Raw genomic sequence first — 20,132 nt, forward strand, 5'->3', positions numbered from 1 at the left:
TCGGCGCATGATCCCGGTGCAAATCCAGGATCTCGCTGTCGGTCGGGACCTGCATCAGCCGGTCAAATGCTGTTGGAGGACAGGCGCCAATCGGTCGATCAGCGTCTCGATATCAACAGACGCGACCGGCTCGAGCCCGACCAGGTAGCGGACGATCGCGGCCCCGACCAGCTGGGAGGCGACCAGGCCGACCCGGAGCTGCGCGTCGGGTACGTCGAGCACCTGCGAGATCGGCTGGATGATCATCTGGCCGATGCCTTCACGCATCATCCGGGCCACCTCGTCGCTGGTGAGGATGCTGCGGAACAACGCCTTCATCCGCTGCGCCCCCTCCGGCGACTCCCAGATGCCGAGGAAGACGGTCGCGACCCGGCGGCCGATCTCCTCCCGCGGCCCGTCCAGGATCTGCGCTGCGATCTGGCGCGGGTCGACCGGGATCGCCATCGCCTCGATGAACAGCTCGTCCTTGCTGTCGAAGTAGTGGTGCACCAGCGCCGCGTCGACGCCGGCCTGCCGCGCGACCGCGCGGATCGAGGTGGCCGAGAACCCCTTGTCCGCAAAGGATTCCCGGGCCGCCTGGACGATCTCTCCCCGGGTGTCCGGTCCGCCCGGGCGGCGTCCCGGCGTACGTCGGGGAGCTGTCACGGAATCAGCTCCGAGATCTCACCGTCCGACGACACGGCGAACGACGTACGCCGGGACGCGGTCCGGACGAAGTGTTTGCGGGTGAACTCCAGCGACTCGACCAGGTCGACCTCGCGCTCGGACCGGCTGGTCGCGCGGCGGGTGTTGATCTCGATGATGATGTGCCCACGGAAGTCCTGGTTCGCCAGCACGCCCAACAGGTCCGCGGCGCGCTGCGTCCCGCGGCCCGGCACCAGGTGCTCGTCCTTCGCGGAGCCGGTCCCGTCGGTCAGGTGGACGTGGGTGAGGCTGTCGCCCATCGTCGCGGCCAGCTCGACGCAGTCCTGTTCGGCGGTCGATGCGTGCGACAGGTCAAGGGTGGTGTGGGCGTAGGACTGCTCGGTCGGGTCCCAGCTCGGCGCGTACGCCTGCAGGCCCTTGCCCGGCGCGCGCCACGGGTACATGTTCTCGACCGCGAGCGTCACGCCGGTTTCGGCCTCCAGCCGGGCGATCCCCTCGACGAACCCACGCGCGTAGTCCCGCTGCCAGCGAAACGGCGGGTGTACGACGACCACGTCCGCACCGAGCTCCTTCGCCGCCTCGGCGCTGCGTTCGAGCTTGCTCCACGGGTCGGTCCCCCAGACCCGCTGCATGATCAGCAGGGTCGGCGCGTGCAGCGCGAGCACCGGCAGCTGGTGATAGTCGACCAGCCGCTGGATCGCGTCGATCTGGGTGCTCAGCGGATCGATACCGATCATCACCTCGACACCGTCGTACCCGAGCCGGGCAGCGAGCTCGAAGCCGCTGGCGGTCGACTCGGGGTAGACGGACGCGGTGGACAAGCCGATCTTGGCGGCGGTCGTACGGGAGTTCATTGGGTCACCGGGGTTGCAGCTGGTCGAGCCGGGAGAGGATGACGCCCTCGCGGAGCGCCCACGGGCAGACCTCGAGCGCGGGCAGGTCGAACAGGTCCATCACGGCGTCCGCGACCAGCGCGCCGGCGACCAACTGCGACGACCGGCCGGCCGAGACCCCGGGCAGCGCGGCCCGCTCGGCAGCCGTCATCTTGGTCAGCTTCGGGATCCAGTCGTTCAGGTCGTCGCGGTTCAGCGTGCGCGGCACGTACGGTCCGTCGGCCGACGGCGCCGCACCGGAGATCCGGGCCAGCGAGCGGAAGGTCTTGCTGGTCGCGACCGAACGCTGCGGCTTGCCGGCCCGCAGCACCGGACCGGCGACCGCGGCCAACTCGAGCCGGATCCGCCGTCGCAGGGCCCGCACCTGGTCCTTGTCCGGCGGGTCCGCGGTCAGGGCCTCGCGGGTCAGCCGGCCGGCGCCGAGCTGTACCGACACTGCAATGGTCGGCTGCTCGTCGGATCCGGCCGCGATCTCCAGCGACCCGCCACCGATGTCGAACACGGCCAGGCGACCAGAGGACCAACCGAACCATCGACGTACCGCAAGGAACGTCAGCCGGGCCTCCTCGTCGCCGCTCAGCACCTCGAGGTCAACGCCCGTCTCGGAGCGGACCCGGTCCAGCACCTTCTCGCCGTTCGGCGCCTCGCGCAGCGCGGACGTGGCGAACGCGAGCAACGACTCACAGCCCTTGTCCTCGGCCAGCGTGACCGCTTCCTTGGTGAACGCGATCAGCCCGTCAGCGCCGGACTGGTCGATCTTCCCGTCCTTGTCGAGGTGCTCGGCCAGCCGGAGCTCGGTCTTGTGCGAGTACGCCGGGAGAGGCGCGGCACCACGGTGCGCGTCCACCACGAGCAGGTGAACAGTGTTTGATCCCACGTCGAGTACGCCGAGCCGCATACCCTCCACGCTACTGGACGGCGGGTCGTAGGCAGAGTTCACGGTTGTGGCGGGAAGGCGCGTAGGCTTTCTGGGTGCCTGAGGTTTCTCTCGATTTCCCCCGCGCCTGGGTCGAGTTCGTCGACCCCGACGACTCCGACCAGGTCTTCCGCTGCGACCTGACCTGGCTGACGTCCAACTGGACCTGCATCTTCGGCGGTGGCTGCCAGGGGATCTACAAGGGCCGTCCGAACGACGGCTGTTGCACCCTGGGCGCGCACTTCTCCGACGCCGACGACGAGAAGCGGGTGAAGAAGTACGCCAAGGAGCTCGGCAAGGACGAGTGGCAGTTCCGCAAGGAAGGCCGGAGCAACGGCTGGGTCGAGACCGACGACGAGGGTGAGCGCAAGACCCGGGTCTGGGACGGCGCCTGCATCTTCCTGAACCGGCCGGGCTTCGAAGGCGGCGCGGGCTGCGCGCTGCACGGGCTGGCGCTGAAGCGCGGCGTGCACTTCGTCGAGACCAAGCCGGACGTCTGCTGGCAGCTGCCGATCCGGCGCACCTTCCGCGAGGTCGAGCGCCCGGACGGTACGACGTACACCGAGGTCGGCATCGCCGAGTACGACCGGCGTGGCTGGGGCCCGGGCGGTCACGACCTGGACTGGTACTGCACCGGCAACACCGAGGCGCACATCGGCGTCGAGCCGGTCTTCGAGTCCAGCAAGGTCGAGCTGCAGACGCTGATGGGCCTCAAGGCGTACGACGTACTCGCGGACCTGTGCCGCCAGCGCCTGGAGGCGGCGCGGCCGTTGCTGCCGCACCCAGCGTCTATGTAGTGATCTTGCCGTTCTCGACGAGCCACCCGATCGCGTCCAGGGTGGCCTCGAGGGCGGAGTAGCGCGGCCGGAAGCCGAGCAGGCGGGCCGCCTTGTCCATCGAGCAGTTCGGACTGTGCTCGATGTGGTCCCTGGTGGCGCCCGCGTCCTGATCGGAAACGGTCCGGCGCCACTCGTCCCAGGCTCCGAACGTCAGTTGGGCTTCCTGACCGAACCAGCCGGCCACGCCCTCGGCGTACCCGCGCAGCGTCACCGCGTCGCCGGCGACCGCGTGGAAGCTCTCGCCGACCGCTGTCGAACGGCTCGCGATCGCGGCCAGGAAGACGCCTGCCACGTCGGCGGCGTGGACCGGGTTGAGTGTCTCCAGGCCGAAGTTCGGCAGCAGTACGCCGGAGCCCTGGGCAAGCTTGTCGAAGACACCGAGATCGAAGTTGCCGGCCGGGTTGACCGGCGTCCAGCCGGGCCCGCAGATGTGACCGGGGTGGACGATCGTGACCGGCAGTCCGTCACGGCGTGCCATGCCGAGCAGATAAGCCTCGATCGCCGCCTTCTGTACGCCGTAGTCGCCGAACGGTCTGCGCGGCGTGTCCTCGCGGGTCGGGACGACCACGCTCGGGCCGTGCACCCAGATCGTGCCGCAGTGCAGGAGGTGCTGGATCTTTCCCTGCACGGCCTCGGCCAGCTGCCGGGCGCTGTCCTCGGTGAAGCAGATCAGGTCGATCACCACGTCCGGGCTCAGCTCGGCGACCCGCTGCCCGAAGGTCCCGGCAGCGTCCTCCGCCGCTCGGTCGACCTGGATCAGCTCGACCCGCTGCCAGGCTCCGTCCGAGTGGTACGGCGTACGTTCGCCGCGACTAAGCACCGTGACCTGATGACCGAGGCGGACCAGCTCCGGGACCAGGTAGGTGCCGATATGACCGGTGCCTCCGATGACGACGGTACGCATGGTCCTGAGCCTAACGACACACCCGAAGCCGCAACTGTCGGTGGGTGAGGACACAATGACTGGCATGCGTCTGGATCATCTGTCGTACGCGTGCGGGCCGGATGGTTGCCGCGCGACCGTCGAGCGGTTGTCGGCGCTGCTCGGAGCGGAGTTCGTCGACGGCGGTGTGCACCCGCGCTTCGGCACGGTGAACCACATCCTGCCGCTGGAGAACGACCGCTACATCGAAGTCGTCGACGTGCTCGACCACCCGGCGTCCGACAAGGCGCCGTTCGGTCAGGCGGTCCGCGCCCGGAAGGAGCTGGGCGGCGGCTGGCTCGGCTGGGTGGTCGCGGTCCCCGACATGGGGGCGATGGAGCAGCGCCTCGGCCGGCAGGCGGTCCCGGGTAACCGGCACCGGCCCGACGGGGTGAACCTGACCTGGCGGCAGATCGGCGTGAAGGGTCTGATCGCGGATCCGCAGCTGCCGTTCTTCATCCACTGGGACGACCTCGGCGAGCACCCGTCGATCGGCGGCAAGGACGTCAAGCTCACCGCCCTCGAGATCGCCGGCGACCCGGCCCGCGTCACCGAGTGGATCGGCCACCCGGCCGACCATCTCCTCGACGACCTCGACGTCGGCTGGATCGGCCCCAACGGCCAACCCGGCTTGGTCGCCGCGGTCTTCACCACGCCGAACGGAATCGTTCGGCTGTAGCTCGCTACTGGTGGCGGGTGCGGAAGGCGGCCTTCTTCGACTGGTTGCCGCAGGTGCCCATCGAGCACCAGCGGCGGGTGCCGGGGCGCGAGGCGTCCAGGAAGATCGCGCCGCAGTCGGGATTCGCGCAGTCTCGGACTCGCTCGAGCATCGGTGACGTGACCAGGTCGAGCGCATCACGCGCGACCAGCGCGAGTACCGCAGTGACTGGCTCGTCGGCCGTCCACTGCAACTGCCCGGCGGAGTCCAGCCGAGGCTGCGGGACCGGCTCTGCGGCCGCACGGTTGACCCGGCTCCGCGCCGACTGCACAACTGTGTCACCGGATCGCGCTGCAGCGAGCAGGTCGTAGATCCCCTCGCGTAGCGCCTGAGCCTGGACGACCTGCGCATGCCCCGGGGTCGAGTCCTTGGGCGTGACCGGGCCGAAGTCGGCGATCCAGGCGGCGAGCGCCTCGGCGTCCGGCAGTTCTTCGGCGGCTTCCGGCGTACCGCGCAGGCGCAGCGTCCGGACGAAGTCGAGGCAGAGCCGTCCCGCGCCCTGCCGGAACTGAGTCTCCACACCTGCCACCGTACCCCACGGAACCGGTTTAACTGGTACCGTTCGGGAACCAGTCAAACCGGTTCCTTGGAGGATGGCATGCGCCGGTCCCTGCTCCTGACGATGGCGATCGCCTGCGGTGTGGCAGTGGCGAACGTGTACTTCCCGCAGGCGATGACTCCGCTGATCGCCCGCGGACTGGACGTCTCGACGGGTACGGCGGCTTTGGTGCCGACGGCAACTCAGCTCGGGTACGCCGCGGGCATCGCGCTGCTCGTCCCGCTCGGAGACAGGCTCGCCCACCGCCCGTTCGTGGCCGGACTGCTCGCCGTCACCACAGTCGGATCGGTGGTGGCCGGCCTCGCTCCGACTCTGCCTGTTCTGCTCGGCGCGGCGATCCTGATCGGCATCGCGACCGTCGTACCGCAGGTGCTTCTCCCGCTGGCGGCGTCTCTGGTGGAGCCGGAGCGGCGTGGCGCGGTGACCGGTCTGCTGCTATCGGGCCTGCTCGCCGGGATCCTGCTGGCGCGCGCATTCGGCGGCCTGCTCGGCGACTGGCTCGGATGGCGTACGCCGTACCTCGTCGCGGCCGTACTCACGGCAACCCTGGCTGTGGTGCTCGTTCGGGTCCTCCCCGCGACGACGCCGGCTTCCCGGGAGAGCTACCCGGCTCTGGTTGCCATGCCGCTCCGTTTGCTCCGCCGCGAACCGGAGCTACGCCGGTCCTGCCTCTATCAGGCGCTCATGTTCGGTGGGTTCACGGCGGCGTGGACCAGCCTGACCCTGCTGATCACCGGACCGACCTTCCGACTGAGTGCGAGTGTCGTCGGCCTGGTCGCGCTGGTCGGAGCCGCCAGCGCGTTCGCCACCGCCTGGGCCGGCCGCCAAGCCGACCGACGCGGCCCGGATGCCGTGAACCTGCTCAGCTTCCTCGGCGCGATCGGTGCGGCCGCGATCCTTACCGCCGCCACGCTGGGTGGCGTCGCGGGACTCGTGGCCGTCATCCTCGGCATGCTCCTGCTCGATGTCGCCGTACAAACCGGCCAGGTCGCCAACCAGACCAGGATCTTCGCCCTCGATCCCGCCGTACGCAGCCGGCTGAACACCGCCTACATGACCGCGGCCTTCCTGGGCGGCACAGTCGGCTCGTGGTTGGGCGTCCATGCCTATCTCCGCTACGGCTGGTTCACCATCCCCAGCCTCATCGCCCTCACAGCCTCGATCGCGCTACTCCGCCACCTACGCCGTTCGCGTTCGCTAGTGGATGTTCTCGAGGTCGGCCAGTGAGGTCTCGAGGTGGCCGAGCATGCGTTGCAGGTGCGGGACGGTTCGGCGGTCGCCGATCAGGCCGAAGTGCAGGTGGTGGTCGTAGCTGGTCACGCTGATGTTGAGCGCCTGGCCATTGAGCACGATGCTGGCCGGGTACATCCCGAGCAGCCGCGAACGGTTCCAGTACAGCGGACTCTCGGCCGGGCCCGGCACATTCGAGATGACCACGTTGTACGGCGGCGTCGTACGGCCGGCCACGCCCGGTAGGACCGCGGCCGGGCCGGCGACGCCGAAGCCGAGAGCGCCGACGATCAGGTTCTGCAGCGGACTGAGGTCGGACAGCGTGGCCTTGCCGTAGGCGGTCGAGGCCATGATCCGGCGGATCCGGCGCTCCGGGTCCGCCTGGTCGGTGGCAAGGTCCGCGATCAACGTGGCGAGCGAGTTGCCTCCGCCGGGCGCACCGTCGCGGTCGCGCAACGAGACCGGGACCATGGCCGTCAACGGCTTGTCCGGCAGGGCGTTCAGCTCGAGCAGATAGTTGCGCAAGGCCCCTGAACACATCGCCAGCAGAACGTCGTTCAGCGTCGCACCGGTGATCGCCCGGACCTTCTCCAGCCGCTCGATCGGCCAGGACTGTGCCGCGAACCGGCGGGCGCCGGTCACCGGCTGGTTGAAGATCGTCTTCGGCGCCTGGAACGGCATCGTCGAGTGCAGCAGGCTCTTCACCCCGGCCAGCGGAAGCCCGGCCAGACCTGCCAGCGTCTTGACCGCGTCGGCCGGCATCCGGGTGATCGACGGAAGCCACCCGGTCGCGGGAACAGGACCGGTGGCCTTCGGCGGCAGCGCGTACGTCGCCGGCATGCCGGTCCGGGTGGGGTCGGCGGTGAGGGTGTCCTGCATCCAGCGGAGCGCGGTGACGCCGTCGATCATCGAGTGGTGGATCTTGCTGTAGATCGCGAACCGGCGGCCCTCGACACCCTCGATCAGGTGCATCTCCCAGAGCGGACGGTGGCGGTCCAGCAACGTCCCGTGCAGGCGGCTGGTCAGCTCGAACAGCTCGCGGTACCGGCCCGGACGGGGCAGCGCGGACAACCGGACGTGGTACTCGAGGTCGATCTCGTCGTCCTGCTCCCAGGACCAGTACCCGAGGTCAAGCGATCGATTGCGGATCCGGCGCGCGAACACCGGATTCACCTCCGCGCCCGCGATCATCTCGTGGTACAGCCGCGAGACGAAGTCCCGTGAGCTCTCCGGGAACACATGGTCCCGGCCGGCCCCCTCCGGCAGCTCGAACAACATCAGCCCACCGACATGCATGGGCTGCTCCCGAGTTTCGCCACCCAGGAACATCGCATCCAGCGGCCCCACCACGGTCATGGCTCCTCCGGCTTCCCGACCCGACCCCTGACGGTTCATCGTTCGCCAGGTCGGGCCGGGTCGTCTACCCCTGCTAACAGGGATAACGGAGATTTTGTTATCCCCTCAGTTACTGAAGAGGCAGTGAACTTCAGTCGAGGGGGCGGTAGTTGACGCCGATCTTCTCGATCCGGGTCAGGTGCGGGCGGAGGCGGGTGAGGAACTCGTCGTACGAGACCTTCGGGGAGCCCCAGGCGCGCTCGGCGAAGGCGGACAGCCGCGGCAGGAGCATGTAGCCGACCTGGTCGGGGCCCTCCATGTACTCGGTCCAGATCTGGCACTGGGTGCCGACGATCAGCGCCTTCTCCTCGTCGGTCAGCGACTCCGGGATCACCTCGAAGTCGTAGACCTTCTCCAGCGGGATGAAGTTGCCGATGGCAAGCGGTTCGGTCTTCGGGTCGCCCTGGTAGTAGTCGAAGTACACCGACTCGCACGGCGCCATCACGACCTCGTGGCCCGCCTTCGCCGCGACCTCTCCGCGCTCGGCGCTCCGCCAGGCCATGATGACCGCGTCCTTCGGGCAGTCGGTCTCGACCATCTCGTCCCAGCCGACCAGGCGGCGACCCTCCTCGGCCAGCACCTCCGCGACCTGCGCGGTGAACCAGCCCTGCAGCTGACCAGCCTCGTCCAGCCCGAGCTCGGCCTGCCGCTTCTGCGCCGCCTCCGACTCGGCCCACTGCACCGACGGGCACTCGTCTCCGCCGAGGTGCACGTAGGGCGAGGGAAAGATGTCGAGGACCTCACGCAGCACGGTCTTCACGAACTCGACGGTCGCGTCGTTCACGTTCAGCACGTCTTCGCTGATGCCCCAGTACTGCCGGACGGTCAGCTGCTGGTCCGGGTGATTGCCAAGCTCCGGGTACGCCGTGATGGCGGCCTGCATGTGACCGGGCAGATCGATCTCCGGGACGACCGTGATCCCGCGGTCGGCGGCGTACCGGACGATCTCGCGCAGGTCGTCCTTGGTGTAGAACCCGCCGTGCCGCTTGCCGTCGTACTCGAAGTCCTTCTGGCCGCGCGACATCTTGCCGACCATGGTCTCGTCCCGCCACGCACCGACCTCGGTGAGCTTCGGGTACGCCTCGATCTCGACCCGCCAGCCCTGGTCGTCGGTGAGGTGGAAGTGCAGCACGTTCAGCCGGTGCAGCGCGAGTACGTCGATGATCTTGAGGACGAACTCCTTCGGCATGAAGTGCCGGGCGACGTCGAGCATCATCCCGCGCCAGGCGAACCGCGGCTCGTCGTCGATCCGGACCAGCGGCACCGCGACCTTGCCGGTTTCGTCGGTCCGCTCGGCGGCCTCGACCAGCTGCGCGTACGTCGTCTCGGCGTGCCGGAGCGCGTCCTCGGAACCGGCTGTCAACCGGGCGCCGTCGGTGCTGACGTCGATGCGGTACTCGTTCGCGCCGAGGTTCTCGACCACGTCCCGGACGGCCTCGCCGACCGGGTCGGCGGCGATCCACTGCCCTTCGGTGACGGTGAGTTCGCGCGGGGCAGGGACGATCGCGATGTCGGACATCCGGACTCCAGGGGAGCGTGGGTCGATTTATGTCAGGACGATCCTATATCCGCCCGGAACTGCGCAGAACCCATCCTGCCGAGCATTAACAATCGCCCTGCCTTCGCCGTCAGGTTCATGAGAGGGTTTGCGCGTGACAAGCGAGCGGCAGCGGACGACGCTGCGGGTTCTGGTGGCGAGCAACGCGCTCGGCGGCGTCGCGACGGCCAGTGGGTTCGCGGTCGCCGGCCTGCTCGCGGAGAAGGTCTCCGGCTCCACCTCGCTGGCCGGACTGGTCGCCACGTCGACCACGCTGGGCGCCGCGATCCTCGCCGTACCGCTGGCCAAGCTGGCGCGGTCCCACGGCCGCAGGGTGTCACTGTCGACCGGGTACCTCATCGCCTTCGTGGGCGCCGGGCTGACGATCTTCGCCGCACAGATCGGGTCCCTGGCCTTGCTGCTGGCTGCCGGCTGTCTGTTCGGCAGCGGCTCCGCGTCCAACCTGCAATCCAGGTACGCCGCTACGGACGCCGCCGAGCCCAGCCGGATCGCCCGTTCGCTCGGGCTGGTCGTCTGGGCCACCACGATCGGCGTGATCGTCGGACCGAACCTGACCGGTGTCGGCGGCTCGATCGGCGCGTCACTCGGCGTCCTGGCGCTGGCCGGTCCCTATCTCTTCTCGGTCGTCGCATTCGGCCTCAGCGCGGCCACCGTCTGGGTCGGCATGCGTAGTCAGGTGCGGCCGACGAAGGTGCAGCGCCAGCCGTTGGCCGAGACCTTCCGGCAGGTGATGGCCATCCCGCACGCCCGGCTGGGGTTGCTGGCCATTGCTACAGCACATGCGGTGATGGTCGGCGTGATGTCGATGACCTCAGTACACCTACGGCACCACGGCGCGTCCCTGACCATCGTCGGCTTCGTCATCAGCGGACATGTGGCCGGCATGTACGCGCTGTCGCCACTGACCGGCTTGCTGGCCGACCGGCTCGGCCGCATCCCGACAATCGGCATCGGCCTCGGCATCCTCGCGGTCGCGATGGCGCTGGCCGCTGTCGCACCGGACGACGCCCACGTCCTCACCGGACTCGCCCTGTTCACGCTGGGCCTCGGTTGGTCCGCCTGTCTGGTCGCCGGCTCCACTCTGCTGTCCCGGTCCGTTCCGGACGAGATCCGCACCTCAGCTCAGGGTCTGTCCGACCTCACCATGGGCGTCCTGGCTTCCCTTTCGGGCACAGCCGCCGGCCCGGTCCTCGCCTACCTCGGCTTCCACTGGTTAGCCATCTTCTGCGGCCTCCTGCTGATCCCGGTCGCCCTGCTCGCGGCACTAACCACGCAGCAGATGCAGCGTGCGTGAGCCTGGCCGAAAACCGATGCTCTGGTAGAGCGCCCGCGCCTGCGGGTACCCGTCATCGCCTCGCGGACAGACGACGGCCCTGGTCCCACCTGCCTCCCGCAACGCGTGCAGTGCGGCCAGGTTGACCGCCGCTCCAAGTCCCCGCCGCCGGTACGCCGGGGCGCACCCGACGGGCTCGACCAGCCCGACCTGGTGCTGCTCGTCCAGCCAGATCAGCGCCGAGGCGACGAACTCTCCGGCCTCGTTCTCAACCACCCAGTCCAGCTCGGGCCGATAGGGCCAGGTCGACATCACCTCGGCCAGGTCTTCGTCGGTCACGTTCGACGGCCCCAAGTCGGACCAGGCGGCGCGGTGCGCAGCGCCCCGCTTCGCGACCTCGTCCGGGCGCGCGTGCCGCAGCGTCAGCCCTTCGGGCACGACGGGTTCCGGCAGTGCGTCCACCGAAATCCAGTGGTGGGTGTAGTACGGCGCATCGTCGTCACGCCGGAAACCGGCCGACTCCAGTGCAGCCAGCAGGTGCTTCTCGGTCTCCAGTACGCCGGCAGCCAGGTTCGGCCCGTCCGCGGTCGCCTGGAACCACTCGACGACGCCGGCGGCGAGGTCCGGCCGCTCCGGGTCGACGGTCATCAGCAGATGGCTCGGCTGGTGGAGCCACCCCCACGCCACGACGTCGCCGCCGTCCCGCCAGACCGCCGTACGCCACCTGTCCTCCGACCGGCGGGCGTTCACGCTGCGCTCCCAGGCGACGTCCCCGAGGTGCAACCGGGACGCTGGGCTCCAGGTCCGCTGGACGAGCTCCTGCATGTCACTGAGGCCATCACGGCCGGCGTACTCGGTCATCTGCACGGAGGGCAGCCTCGCAGGCCCGGCAGGTCACCTCAACTGCATTAGGCTCGAGCGTCGTGAGCATTGCGGAGGGTGGGATTCCTAGTCCCAACATCTGGCAGCACCCGAAAGTGTACGAGATCGAGAACCGGGCGGTGGATCCGGACGGGGTGATCGAGCCGGCGATCCGGGCGATCCGGGACTGGGCCGGGGCGACGGTGCTCGACATCGGGTGCGGGACCGGGTTCCACCTGCCGAAGTTCGCTGCGACGGCTGGGCAGGTGATCGGAGTCGAGCCGCACGGTGCGTTGGCGGAGGCTGCTCGGCGGCGTACGCGCGCGTTGCCGAATGTCGACGTACGGCAAGGTACGGCGCAACGGCTGCCGGTGGCGGACTCGTCGGTCGACGTGATGCATGCGCGGTGGGCGTACTTCTTCGGACCGGGCTGCGAACCCGGGCTGGCCGAGCTGGACCGGGTGATGCGGCACGGCGGGACCGCGTTCGTGATCGACAACGACGGCGGCCGGTCGACGTTCGGCCGCTGGTTCAGTACGTCGTACCCGATGATCAAGCCCGAGGTGGTCGAGCGGTTCTGGACCGACCGCGGCTGGCGCCGGACGCCGCTGGACATGGGCTGGCGGTTCGAGAACCGGGCGGACTTCGAGGCGGTGGTGAAGATCGAGTTCACGCCGAAGGACGCCCAGCGGATCATCGCCTCGCACCAAGGGTCCGAGGTGGACTACGCGATCAACATGTGGAGTAGGAGCTTCTAGCGACACTCCGTGGTCTACAGAGTGACCTCCGTGCTCATAGGGTTGACGAACCACTCGACGGGCTTTTCTGGGGAGGCACCAGCCACGGATGGACGGACTGCTGCTCGAACGCGTGCCGGGGTTGCCGGAGCGGCTCCGGGTCGACGTAGGTGAGCAGCGTGCGGTCGTCGTACCGCAGGCCGCCGACCGTCGCCGGCTGGCCGACATCGTGACCGGACTGGACGACCCACCCCGCGGAGCGCTCGTACTGGCCGGCGGATCGGTCCGACTGGTACCGGCCGAAGGCGGACTGCTCCCCCATCTGACCGTGCTTGGCAACGTGATCCACGGCCACCGGACCATGCACTCGGTCACCAAACAAGCGGCCCGCGAGGAGAGCCTGGTCAAGGTCATCAGCTGTGGGCTCGAGGACGTCCAGGACCGCTATCCGCACGAGATCACCCCCGGGCGTCGTCGGCTGGCCGGAGTGGCCCGAGCACTCGGCGCGTACCCGCGGGCGATCGTGCTGGAGGATGCGGTCGGTCTGCCCACCTGGGGATCGCTCCTGTCGATCCGGCCCAACCCCGACCTCGCTTCGGCCGCTCTCCTGCTCATCACGACCAATGCGTCGCGTACTACCGGCTTTGTCGATGTTGAGTAGTCGTAGAGCGTTCCTGGCGACCACGGGCACGCTCCTGCTCGCTGGATGCTCAAGTGACGTGCTGGGACTGCGGCGTGCGGTGCGGGTGGCCGTCAGCTGGAGCGGGCAGGAGCTGCGCGCGTTCCACAAGGTCCTGGACGGTCTGGGCACGCTGGACTATCCGGTCGAGGTCGTACCGCTCGGCGACGACATCTCGACCGCTTTCGCTACCCGCTCCACTCGCCGGCCGGACGTCGTCATGCTGCCGCAACCAGGTCTGGTCCCACGTCACCTCGACGACCTGGAGCCCATCCCCGACGACCTGGCTCCACTCGGCCGGGCCCGTCTGTGGAAAGACCTCCTGGTCCACGACGGGACGACGTACGGCGTGCCTTTCAAGACTGCTCACAAGTCCGCGGTCTGGTACCGGCCGTCGCTGTTCCAGCAGGTCGGCGTACAACCGCCTCGGCTGTGGTCGGACTGGCTAACGCTGAACCGGACGCTGACGCAGGCCGGTGTCACACCGTTGTCGCTGGCAGCAGGTGACGGCTGGGTGCTGACCGACTTCCTGGAGAACATCCTGCTCGGTATCGCGCCCAGTGTGTACGAAGGTCTTGCTACAGCGACCGATCCGCGTCCGTCTCAGCAACCGCAGTTCGCTGCTGCCCTGCGGTTGCTGGGGACGATGTGGTCGGCACCTGACGTGTTGGCGGGTGGCGTGAAGGAGTCACTCGTTCAGCAGTTCCCGGATGCGCTGATCGAGGTGTTCGGTCATCGCCGGGCTGCCATGGTGCTGGCGTCCGACTTTGCCGAGCCGGTGGTCCGTTCGTTCGCTGCGGATCCCAATGACATCGGGCTGTTCACGTTCCCACCGATGGGGCCGGGAGCCGCGGCACCGGTCGTTGTCGGTGGTGACGTGATGGTGCTGCAGGAGCCGACCACGGACGACGCGCGAGACCTGGTACGCCGGTTGTCCGCGCCGACCGCTGCCGATCCATGGATCAAGGAGGGCGGGTTCCTGGTCGACGGACGGGTCACCGGGTACTCCCCCGAGCTCACCCGACTCGCGGAGCAGCTGACCAAACCGGGAGAACAACTGCACTTCGACCTGTCCGACCGGCTCGGCCGGCTCGGTGACATCAACGGGCTGTGGCGAGTGCTCACCGACTTCCTGATCGAGGTGGGTGGTCGCGGGGCTGCCGTCGTACCAGGGGCTGTGGACGACGCTGTGGCCGAGATGCGCAAGGTGGAGGAGGGCTGATGGGGTTGCAGACCAACGGCCTGTCCCTCGAGGTCGTCGGCCGGGAGATCACCGGGCGCCCGGTGCCTGGCAAACCACGCCGGCCGGCCGGTCCGTACCTACTAGGGTTGCCGGCGTTGCTGCTGAGCTGCCTGCTGCTGGTGCCGATCGGGGTGACGGTGGTGGCGGCGTTCCGGACGCCGGGCGGGTTCGGGTTCGGCAACTTCGCGGTGATGGGCGACCCGGGCGCATTGCGTGCTGTGGGCAACAGTTTGTTGTGGGTGCTGGTCGCGTTCGGGATCGTCGTGGTCGGGTTTCTCCTTGCCCTGTTGAGTTATCGGCTGCCTGCGGTGACGACTTACCTGCAACCCGCGCTCGTGATCCCGTTCGCGGTGTCGGTGCTCGTGTCCGGTGCGACGTTCCGGCTGCTCTTCGACCCGACGCCGGAGCGTGGGACGGTTACGGCGGTCTGGACGCGGTTGTTCGGGACGAGTCCGGTGTGGCTCGGACCTGGTCTGTTCTGGCTGGTCCTGGTGTCCGCGTTCGGCTGGACGTGGCTCGGGTACGTCGTGTCGCTCTTCCGGGCCGGTCTGGATGCGATACCGGACGACGTGACCAGGACCATCACTGCCGAGGGTGTGCGGGGCTGGAGACGGCTGCGGGCGTTGGAGATCCCGTTGCTGCGACCGATCACCGGAGTGGTCACGCTGACAGTGGTGATCGCGGCAGTGCGGGTGTTCGACCTGGTGCTGATCGTCGTACCAGGGTCGATGCAGCGGTCCGCCGACGTACTAGGGCTGAACTGGTGGCGGGCGACGACCACTGGTGACGACACCGGGCGTACGGCGGCTCTTGGCGTCGTACTGTTCGCGATCGTCGCGGCGGTCGGGCTGATCGGTGTCCGTGGGTTGCGCCGGCGTCGGTGGGCGATGCCGGTGACCGTCGTACGGCCGGATCCGACGCTGGAGCGGCCTAAGCCGGGCAGAGTGGTACGGCGGTATGGCTGGCTGACCGGGTTAGCGGTGGCGCTGGTGTGGATCTTCCCTGCCGTGGTGCTTGTGGCTACTGCGTTCCACTCACCGGACGTCGCCGGTGTGCGCGGTTGGTGGTCGGTGTCGGGACTCGGGTTCTCGTCGTTCGCTGCTGCCGCCAACGTCGGGTTGTTCCGCGCCTTGCTGTCCACGCTGATCATTGCGGCCGCAGCCACGGCAGTACTACTGGTCATCGCCGTACCAACGGCCTATCTGGTCGCCTGGGGTGGCCTGCCGACGCGGCTCGGTCGGGTTGTGATGGCTGTGTTCGTGGTGCTGGCTGTGACACCGGTGCAGATGTACGCCGCTCCGCTGCGGGATGCGATCGACGCGGCAGGACTGGCCGGGTCGCGGATCGCACTGGCGTTGGTGCATGCGGCTGCTGGTCTTCCGTTTGCTGTGCTGTTGCTGCGGTCCGCGTTCGCGTCCGCCCCACCTGCGTTGGTGTCCGAGGCGCTGCAGGGTCCGGTGCGGCAGAGCGCCGTACTAGCGACTGTGCAGCGGACGTACCGTCCTGCGCTGATCGCTGTTGCGGTGCTGGAGTTCGCACTGGTGTGGAACGACTTCATCGTCGGGTTCCTGATCAGTGGTCCGGGTACAACGCCGCTGTCGCTGGTGTTGTGGGGTGAGGCGCGACAGTTCTCCGCGTCCAGCGGACCGGTCGCCGCTGCGGCCGTGGTCGCGTCGGTCGTGCCGGCGGTTCTGATGCTGTCGTTCTGGCGGACTGTGGTGCGCGGACTCACGACGGGGAGTCGCCCATGAGCGAAGAAGAGGCGAAACCGCCGGAGAAACCGCCGGAGCCGGCCGGGACGCGGGGTTTCCGCTTCTTCATCGGCACGGTGGCTTTTGGACTGCTCACTGGCCTTGCATCGGAGTTGCTGAACCAGAGCCTCGACAGCGGCGGGTTGGTGCAGTGGATCGGTCTCGGCATCACGGCGCTGCTCGGCGTGGTCACGCTGATCGAGTACGGCCCGACGCTCTGGCGTTCACGGCAGCAGGGCGGCGACAGCGCTCCTGAACTGCGGGCGACCGCTGAGGAGGCCGAGCAGTGGATGATCGCGCTCGGCTCCCACGCCGGCGGGATGGCAGCCGCCGAGTGGTACGCCCTCAACGAGGAGTGGCTCCGTGAGCGGCTGATGACCGAGAAGCCGCACGTCGACACCATCGATGACTTCGCCCGCATCTGCGACTCTCTCGAGGCCTGGTACGTACGACGTGCCAATCCGGACGCGCTGCTTCAACTGAGTGACCTACTGAGTGCTGCTGCGGAGGTCTGCGGACGCCGTGACCTTGCCGAGCTGGCTGCGGCTCGCGCGGCAACGGCGTACCGGATGCTGGGTGACCTGGACACGGCGAGCACGCGGCTCGGCATCTCGGACAACATCGCTACCCACAGCCGTACCGCGTCCGCGATGACGATGCGGCGACAGGTCGAACGAGCCCTGCTGCACCTGGCCCGCGCAGAACGCGCACCGGCCGGCAACGACCGCGACGAGGCCGTCCTGAACGCACGCGACCGACTGGACGACGCCAGGCTCAAACGACCCGGTCCGGACCTTGCGGCGGAGATTGCGATCTCGATCAACCTCGCTGTCGTGCACCTGTACCAACTGGACGCAGAGGCCGCGCTGGACCAGCTGCGACCGGCCGTTGCCCGAGCAGCATCAGCAGGCGACCTCAGCGGCCAGGCACACGCACTCGAACTCATGGGCATGGCCGCGTGGATGCAACGCAACCCGCACGAAGCCACCAGCCGATGGGAGCAGGCCGCCCACCTGTACGCCGAGATCGACGAACGCGAAGGCCACGGCCGCTGCCTCCAGCACCTCGGCTCCGCCGCCGTCAACGAGGGCCGTCTGGACTCTGCCCTCGAACTCCTCGAACAGAGCGCGCTGCTGCGTACGTCGGAGAGCGAGATCCTCACCAAGTACCTCGAGGCGGCCCGCCAAACCACCGACCCCCCGATCGTCGCCGACGACCCACCACGCCGTACCGCGGCCCACTGGCTGAAACGCCTCTTCCGTCGCTGAACGGATTTGTCGGACGCGCCGTCTAGGTTGATTCCATGGCGAAGGCGGCGATACAGGCGAAGAGCAAATCGGCGTATGCGTGCTCGGAGTGTGGATGGACCTCGGCGCGGTGGATCGGGCGGTGCGGCGAGTGCCAGGCCTGGGGCACGGTCGCCGAGGTCGGTGCGCCGAAGGCTGCCCGGATCACCGCGGGTCCGGTGTCGTCGCCGGCGATGCCGATCGGCAAGGTGTCCGCGATCGAGGCCGAGTCCCGCCCGACCGGCATCGGCGAGCTCGACCGCGTGCTCGGCGGCGGCGTCGTACCTGGCGCCGTGATCCTGCTCGCAGGTGAGCCCGGCGTCGGGAAGTCCACGCTGCTGCTGGAAGTCGCGGCGCAATCGGCGCGCGGCGGCCAGCGGACCTTGTATGTGTCCGGCGAGGAGTCGGCCGCCCAAGTGCGGTTGAGGGCCGGCCGGACCGACGCGCTCGTCGACGAGCTGTACCTCGCTGCCGAGACCGATCTCGGCGCCGTCGTCGGCCAGGTCGACGCGGTCGAGCCGACGTTCCTGGTGATCGACTCGGTGCAGACGATGGCGCACCCGGAGGTCGACGGCGCGCCTGGCGGGGTGACCCAGGTCCGCGAGGTGACCGGTGCCCTGGTCCGGCTCGCGAAGGAGCGGCACATCGCGGTCGTGCTGGTCGGTCACGTGACCAAGGACGGCGCGATCGCGGGTCCGCGGATGCTGGAGCACCTGGTCGACGTCGTGCTCGCGTTCGACGGCGACCGGCACTCCGGGTTCCGGATGGTGCGCGCGACGAAGAACCGGTTCGGCCCGTCGGACGAGGTCGGCTGCTTCGACATGGTCGACACCGGGATCGTCGAGGTGACCGACCCGACCGGCCTGTTCGTGTCCGAGCACGCCGAGCCGGTCGCCGGCACCTGTGTGACGGTGATGATGGAAGGTCGCCGCCCGCTGCTGGCCGAGGTTCAGGCGCTGGTCGGCCCGTCCGCCGCGCCACAGCCGCGCCGGACCACATCCGGGCTGGAGTCATCCCGGGTCGCGATGGTCCTCGCCGTGCTGGGCAACCGCGTCGGGCTGAAGCTGACCGACCGGGAGGTGTACGTCGCGACTGTCGGCGGCGTGAAGATCACCGAGCCGGTCGCCGACCTCGCGGTTGCGATCGCGGTCGCGTCCTCGGTGATGGACAAACCGATCCACCCCGGACTTGTCGCGATCGGCGAGGTCGGCCTGGCCGGCGAGGTCCGCCGGGTCGGCGGTCTGGAGAAACGGCTCGCGGAAGCGGCCCGGCTCGGGTTCACCAAGGCGATCGTCCCGGCCGACATCCCGAACCGGAGCAAAGACCTCAAGCCGATGGACATCCAGAAGAAGTACGGCCTCCGCACCTTCGCCGCCCCCGACCTCCCCTCGGCCCTGCTGGCCGCCGGTCTCGCTTGACCGCTGTGTTCCGGACCACAGCTGAGACGGGGGATCCACAGCGGACGGGTCAGGAACGTACTCTGGGGGCGCCCCCACCGGGTTCAACGTCGAACCCGGGATGTACGCCGGATGACCGCAGGAGCACCTGATGACCGGATCAAGAGTTGTCGCGCTCGGCCACTACCAGCCGGAGCGGGTGCTCACCAACGCAGAGCTCGCCACCATGGTCGAGACCAACGACGAGTGGATCCAGAGCCGCGTCGGCATCCGGGAGCGCCGGATCGCGGCCCCCGACGAGCAGGTCGACGAGATGGCCTGGCGGGCCGCCGACAAGGCCGTCGCGAACGCGGGCATCGACTCCTCCGAGATCGACTACGTCGTCGTCGCGACCTGTACCGCGATCGACCGGTCGCCGAACATGGCCGCCCGGGTCGCTGCGCGCCTCGGCCTCGGCAACCCGGCCGCGATCGACCTGAACACCGCGTGCTCGGGCTTCGCCTACGCGCTGGCGACCGCCGACCAGGCCATCCGGGCCGGCGCCGCCACCAAGGCTCTGGTCATCGGCGTCGAGAAGCTCAGCGACTGGACGGACTGGACCGACCGCACCACCTGCGTGCTGATCGGCGACGGCGCCGGCGCGGCCGTGCTGGTCGCGAGTGACGAGCCCGAGGTCGGTCCGGTGGTGTGGGGTTCGGTGCCGGAGATGTCGGACGCGGTCCGGATCGAGGGACGCGACGGCCCGTTCGCGCAGGAAGGCCTGAGCGTCTTCCGCTGGGCCACCACGCAGCTGCCGGAGATCGCGAAGCAGGTCTGCGAGAAGGCCGGCCTGAAGCCGGAGGAGCTCGGCGGCGTCGTCCTGCACCAGGCGAACCTGCGCATCATCGAGCCGCTCGCGAAGCGGCTCGGCGCGGTCAACGCGGTGGTCGCCAAGGACGTCGTGGAGTCCGGCAACACCTCGGCCGCGAGCATTCCGATCGCGTTGTCGAAGCTGGTCGAGAAGCGGGAGATTCCGTCCGGCGCGCCGGTGCTGCTGTTCGGATTCGGCGGCGGCCTCTCGTACGCCGGTCAGGTCATCCGCTGCCCCTGACGCGACAGGCGTCGTACCTGGGTGCCACGGATTCACGCGGAGAACCAGTACTGCACGGTCCGGATGCACGATCCGGTGCACGCGCAACCGCAAGTTCGGCTCGGACCACACCGGGCCCGGCCGACGCAGCGGCAGTTATC

General features: G+C 68.9%; 19 protein-coding genes. 11 read left to right on the forward strand and 8 right to left on the reverse strand.

Annotation, left to right across the window (positions count from 1 at the left end; translation table 11 throughout):
- Positions 1-54: 54 nt before the first annotated feature.
- Genes EV650_RS19660 through EV650_RS19670 form a run of 3 tightly spaced genes read right to left on the reverse strand, consistent with a single transcriptional unit; the run spans position 55 to position 2,436 of the window.
- Positions 55-645, reverse strand: a complete 591-nt coding sequence (locus EV650_RS19660; RefSeq protein ID WP_134120504.1) for a TetR/AcrR family transcriptional regulator — start codon at positions 643-645, stop codon at positions 55-57.
- Complete coding sequence (locus EV650_RS19665; RefSeq protein ID WP_134120505.1) at positions 642-1,499, reverse strand: sugar phosphate isomerase/epimerase family protein; 858 nt, start codon at positions 1,497-1,499, stop codon at positions 642-644. The genes EV650_RS19660 and EV650_RS19665 overlap by 4 nt, the downstream gene beginning before the upstream one ends.
- Positions 1,500-1,503: 4 nt before the next feature.
- On the reverse strand, positions 1,504-2,436 hold the full coding sequence (locus tag EV650_RS19670; protein WP_134120506.1) for a Ppx/GppA family phosphatase: 933 nt from the start codon (positions 2,434-2,436) through the stop codon (positions 1,504-1,506).
- Positions 2,437-2,510: 74 nt separating this feature from the next.
- Between EV650_RS19670 and EV650_RS19675 the strand changes: the two genes are divergently transcribed.
- Entirely contained in the window at positions 2,511-3,251 is a 741-nt protein-coding gene (locus EV650_RS19675) for a DUF3109 family protein (protein ID WP_134120507.1), read from the forward strand.
- On the opposite strand, the gene EV650_RS19680 is transcribed toward EV650_RS19675, so the two are convergent.
- Positions 3,244-4,197, reverse strand: a complete 954-nt coding sequence (locus tag EV650_RS19680) for an NAD-dependent epimerase/dehydratase family protein (RefSeq protein WP_134120508.1) — start codon at positions 4,195-4,197, stop codon at positions 3,244-3,246. The two genes, EV650_RS19675 and EV650_RS19680, sit on opposite strands and share 8 nt — an antisense overlap.
- Before the next feature lie 64 nt (positions 4,198-4,261).
- Between EV650_RS19680 and EV650_RS19685 the strand changes: the two genes are divergently transcribed.
- Positions 4,262-4,894 (forward strand): VOC family protein, encoded by a 633-nt coding sequence (locus EV650_RS19685; protein ID WP_134120509.1) that lies wholly within the window; start codon positions 4,262-4,264, stop codon positions 4,892-4,894.
- 4 nt (positions 4,895-4,898) lie between these two features.
- On the opposite strand, the gene EV650_RS19690 is transcribed toward EV650_RS19685, so the two are convergent.
- Entirely contained in the window at positions 4,899-5,453 is a 555-nt protein-coding gene (locus tag EV650_RS19690; RefSeq protein WP_134120510.1) for a CGNR zinc finger domain-containing protein, read from the reverse strand.
- A 78-nt stretch (positions 5,454-5,531) separates the two neighbouring features.
- Between EV650_RS19690 and EV650_RS19695 the strand changes: the two genes are divergently transcribed.
- Positions 5,532-6,719, forward strand: coding sequence for an MFS transporter (locus EV650_RS19695; RefSeq protein WP_134120511.1), 1,188 nt, complete (start codon positions 5,532-5,534; stop codon positions 6,717-6,719).
- Here the strand turns inward: EV650_RS19695 and EV650_RS19700 are convergent.
- Both EV650_RS19700 and EV650_RS19705 read right to left on the reverse strand, forming a co-directional pair.
- The gene (locus EV650_RS19700; protein ID WP_134120512.1) at positions 6,690-8,078 is read right to left on the reverse strand and encodes a WS/DGAT/MGAT family O-acyltransferase; all 1,389 of its coding nucleotides are present in this window, start codon (positions 8,076-8,078) and stop codon (positions 6,690-6,692) included. The two genes, EV650_RS19695 and EV650_RS19700, sit on opposite strands and share 30 nt — an antisense overlap.
- A gap of 130 nt (positions 8,079-8,208) precedes the next feature.
- A complete protein-coding gene (locus EV650_RS19705) occupies positions 8,209-9,636 on the reverse strand; it encodes a beta-N-acetylhexosaminidase (RefSeq protein WP_134120513.1) in 1,428 nt (475 codons plus the stop codon).
- Between the two features lie 133 nt (positions 9,637-9,769).
- Here EV650_RS19705 and EV650_RS19710 point away from each other — a divergent pair, with 133 nt between their 5' ends.
- A complete protein-coding gene (locus EV650_RS19710) occupies positions 9,770-10,969 on the forward strand; it encodes an MFS transporter (protein ID WP_238174332.1) in 1,200 nt (399 codons plus the stop codon).
- Here the strand turns inward: EV650_RS19710 and EV650_RS19715 are convergent.
- Positions 10,940-11,809 (reverse strand): GNAT family N-acetyltransferase, encoded by an 870-nt coding sequence (locus EV650_RS19715; RefSeq protein WP_238174565.1) that lies wholly within the window; start codon positions 11,807-11,809, stop codon positions 10,940-10,942. The two genes, EV650_RS19710 and EV650_RS19715, sit on opposite strands and share 30 nt — an antisense overlap.
- A gap of 62 nt (positions 11,810-11,871) precedes the next feature.
- Here EV650_RS19715 and EV650_RS19720 point away from each other — a divergent pair, with 62 nt between their 5' ends.
- From EV650_RS19720 to EV650_RS19750, 7 genes are all read left to right on the forward strand, one after another.
- On the forward strand, positions 11,872-12,567 hold the full coding sequence (locus tag EV650_RS19720; RefSeq protein WP_134120516.1) for a class I SAM-dependent methyltransferase: 696 nt from the start codon (positions 11,872-11,874) through the stop codon (positions 12,565-12,567).
- Between the two features lie 88 nt (positions 12,568-12,655).
- Complete coding sequence (locus tag EV650_RS19725; RefSeq protein WP_134120517.1) at positions 12,656-13,207, forward strand: P-loop NTPase family protein; 552 nt, start codon at positions 12,656-12,658, stop codon at positions 13,205-13,207.
- A gap of 58 nt (positions 13,208-13,265) precedes the next feature.
- Entirely contained in the window at positions 13,266-14,447 is a 1,182-nt protein-coding gene (locus EV650_RS19730) for an ABC transporter substrate-binding protein (RefSeq protein WP_238174333.1), read from the forward strand.
- A complete protein-coding gene (locus tag EV650_RS19735; protein ID WP_134120519.1) occupies positions 14,447-16,219 on the forward strand; it encodes an ABC transporter permease subunit in 1,773 nt (590 codons plus the stop codon). Before EV650_RS19730 ends, EV650_RS19735 begins: the two co-directional genes overlap by 1 nt.
- A complete protein-coding gene (locus EV650_RS19740) occupies positions 16,216-17,487 on the forward strand; it encodes a tetratricopeptide repeat protein (RefSeq protein ID WP_134120520.1) in 1,272 nt (423 codons plus the stop codon). Before EV650_RS19735 ends, EV650_RS19740 begins: the two co-directional genes overlap by 4 nt.
- Before the next feature lie 35 nt (positions 17,488-17,522).
- A complete protein-coding gene (radA, locus tag EV650_RS19745; RefSeq protein ID WP_134120521.1) occupies positions 17,523-18,923 on the forward strand; it encodes a DNA repair protein RadA in 1,401 nt (466 codons plus the stop codon).
- Between the two features lie 130 nt (positions 18,924-19,053).
- Positions 19,054-19,992 (forward strand): beta-ketoacyl-ACP synthase III, encoded by a 939-nt coding sequence (locus EV650_RS19750; RefSeq protein WP_134120522.1) that lies wholly within the window; start codon positions 19,054-19,056, stop codon positions 19,990-19,992.
- Positions 19,993-20,132 lie beyond the last annotated feature (140 nt).

Source organism: Kribbella kalugense (assembly GCF_004365875.1).
Lineage (GTDB): Bacteria > Actinomycetota > Actinomycetes > Propionibacteriales > Kribbellaceae > Kribbella > Kribbella kalugense.

Coding starts and splice junctions, on each gene's coding strand:
- EV650_RS19685 (WP_134120509.1), top strand. CDS start 4,262: ATGCGTCTGGATCATCTGTCGTACGCGTGCGGGCCGGATGGTTGCCGC.
- EV650_RS19700 (WP_134120512.1), bottom strand. CDS start 8,078: ATGACCGTGGTGGGGCCGCTGGATGCGATGTTCCTGGGTGGCGAAACT.
- radA (WP_134120521.1), top strand. CDS start 17,523: ATGGCGAAGGCGGCGATACAGGCGAAGAGCAAATCGGCGTATGCGTGC.
- EV650_RS19725 (WP_134120517.1), top strand. CDS start 12,656: ATGGACGGACTGCTGCTCGAACGCGTGCCGGGGTTGCCGGAGCGGCTC.
- EV650_RS19735 (WP_134120519.1), top strand. CDS start 14,447: ATGGGGTTGCAGACCAACGGCCTGTCCCTCGAGGTCGTCGGCCGGGAG.
- EV650_RS19740 (WP_134120520.1), top strand. CDS start 16,216: ATGAGCGAAGAAGAGGCGAAACCGCCGGAGAAACCGCCGGAGCCGGCC.
- EV650_RS19695 (WP_134120511.1), top strand. CDS start 5,532: ATGCGCCGGTCCCTGCTCCTGACGATGGCGATCGCCTGCGGTGTGGCA.
- EV650_RS19670 (WP_134120506.1), bottom strand. CDS start 2,436: ATGCGGCTCGGCGTACTCGACGTGGGATCAAACACTGTTCACCTGCTC.
- EV650_RS19680 (WP_134120508.1), bottom strand. CDS start 4,197: ATGCGTACCGTCGTCATCGGAGGCACCGGTCATATCGGCACCTACCTG.
- EV650_RS19705 (WP_134120513.1), bottom strand. CDS start 9,636: ATGTCCGACATCGCGATCGTCCCTGCCCCGCGCGAACTCACCGTCACC.
- EV650_RS19750 (WP_134120522.1), top strand. CDS start 19,054: ATGACCGGATCAAGAGTTGTCGCGCTCGGCCACTACCAGCCGGAGCGG.
- EV650_RS19665 (WP_134120505.1), bottom strand. CDS start 1,499: ATGAACTCCCGTACGACCGCCGCCAAGATCGGCTTGTCCACCGCGTCC.
- EV650_RS19715 (WP_238174565.1), bottom strand. CDS start 11,809: ATGACCGAGTACGCCGGCCGTGATGGCCTCAGTGACATGCAGGAGCTC.